Source organism: Mesorhizobium sp. M2C.T.Ca.TU.002.02.1.1, assembly GCF_003997225.1.
The window spans coordinates 1-1,414 of record NZ_RZTO01001163.1; the positions used below are offsets into that span (position 1 = coordinate 1).

A 1,414-nucleotide genomic window follows, 5' to 3' on the forward strand; every position below is an offset into this window, starting at 1 on the left:
CTGCGCATATCGCCCAGCGCATCGACGAGGCCGAGCTCGAGACCGCGCTTGGCGGTCCAGAACAGGCCGGTGAACAGGTCCGGGTCGTCCTTGAGCTTGCCGCCGCGCCGCTCCTTGACTAGGTCGATGAAGGTCTCATGCACTTCGAGCTGCAGCGCCTTCAGCCGTTCGACGTCTTCCTTCTTCTCCGGCTTGAACGGGTCGAGCACGGCCTTGTTCTGGCCGGCGGTGTGGACGCGCCGCTCGACACCGATCTTCTTCATCAGCTCGGGGAAGCCGAACGAGGCGGAGACAACGCCGATCGAGCCGACGATCGATGACGGATCGGCGAAGATCTCGTCGCCGGCGACCGCGATCATGTAGCCGCCGGAAGCCGCGACATCCTCGACGAAGACCAGTACCTTCTTGTTCTTTTCCGCCGCCAGGTCGCGGATACGCTTGAAGATCAGCCGCGACTGCACCGGCGAGCCGCCTGGCGAGTTGATCGAGATGGCGACCGCCGGCGCGTCGAAGCCGAACGCTTTTTCGATGACACCGGCCGTCGAGGCGAGCGACAGGCTCGGCCGGAACTGGCCGCCGCCGGCCATGATGGCGCCTTGCAGCCGGATGACCGGAATGGTGACGACTGTCGAGCGCCAGGATTTCGGCAGCAGGCGGTTGAAGAGGCGTTTCACGAACGGGTGTCTCCGATGGAATGCAAAGAAGCAAGATGAGATCGGTTACGTCGGTAATGTCTCTCAGGCGCGACGTCATCTTGCTCTGGCATGTAGGAATTCGCCGCCTAACGGCAATGCCGCATCGCGCGCCTGGGATCAATCGCCGAACAGCGACGCCAGGCCGTTATTGATCATTTCCGCCCGCTCCGCCGGCGCGTTGCCGGACGGCCCGTGCAGGATGAGCGGCGGGCGGATCGACAGTTTTCCGCGCGCCCCGAGCGCCGCCCTGACGACGATGCGGATCGCAGCCGCGTCCGGCCGGGGATGGGCACAGAGCATCTCGGCATCGCCGAAGCGCCCCTCGACCGCATCGAGGATGGCGACCAATTGTTCGGGCCGGGCGATGATGGCCAATCCGCCGCGAGGCTTCGTCACGGCCGCCGCGCTCCTGATCCAGCGCTCGAACAGCCCGTCCTCGCCCACATGCGCTTGCCTGCGCAGCGCGTCGGGCGTCGAGCGGTCCTCAGCCGCGTTGAACGGCGGGTTCATGATGACGAAGTCGAAGGAATTGTCGGCAAGCCCGGCTTCCGCTCGCGCCCGGCCGGTCAGCGTCACGTCGGCCGTCAGCACCGAGGCGCGGTCGCCGAGATGCGCGTTGCCAGGATGCGAAAGCGTGGCGGCGGCGAACCCCGCCATTTCGGTCGAGCGCTCGACCAGCACGGCCCGCGCCGCCGGACAGCGCGACAGCACGGCAAGGG

Annotated in this window: 2 protein-coding genes; both read right to left on the reverse strand. The window is 66.6% G+C overall.

The features are described from left to right. Positions 1-674, reverse strand: a 674-nt coding sequence (locus tag EOD07_RS34340) for a S49 family peptidase (RefSeq protein WP_164772840.1), incomplete at its 3' end; no start/stop codon positions are given. Positions 675-812: 138 nt separating this feature from the next. Then, on the reverse strand, positions 813-1,414 hold a 602-nt coding region (locus EOD07_RS34345), incomplete at its 5' end, for a methyltransferase (RefSeq protein WP_127238346.1).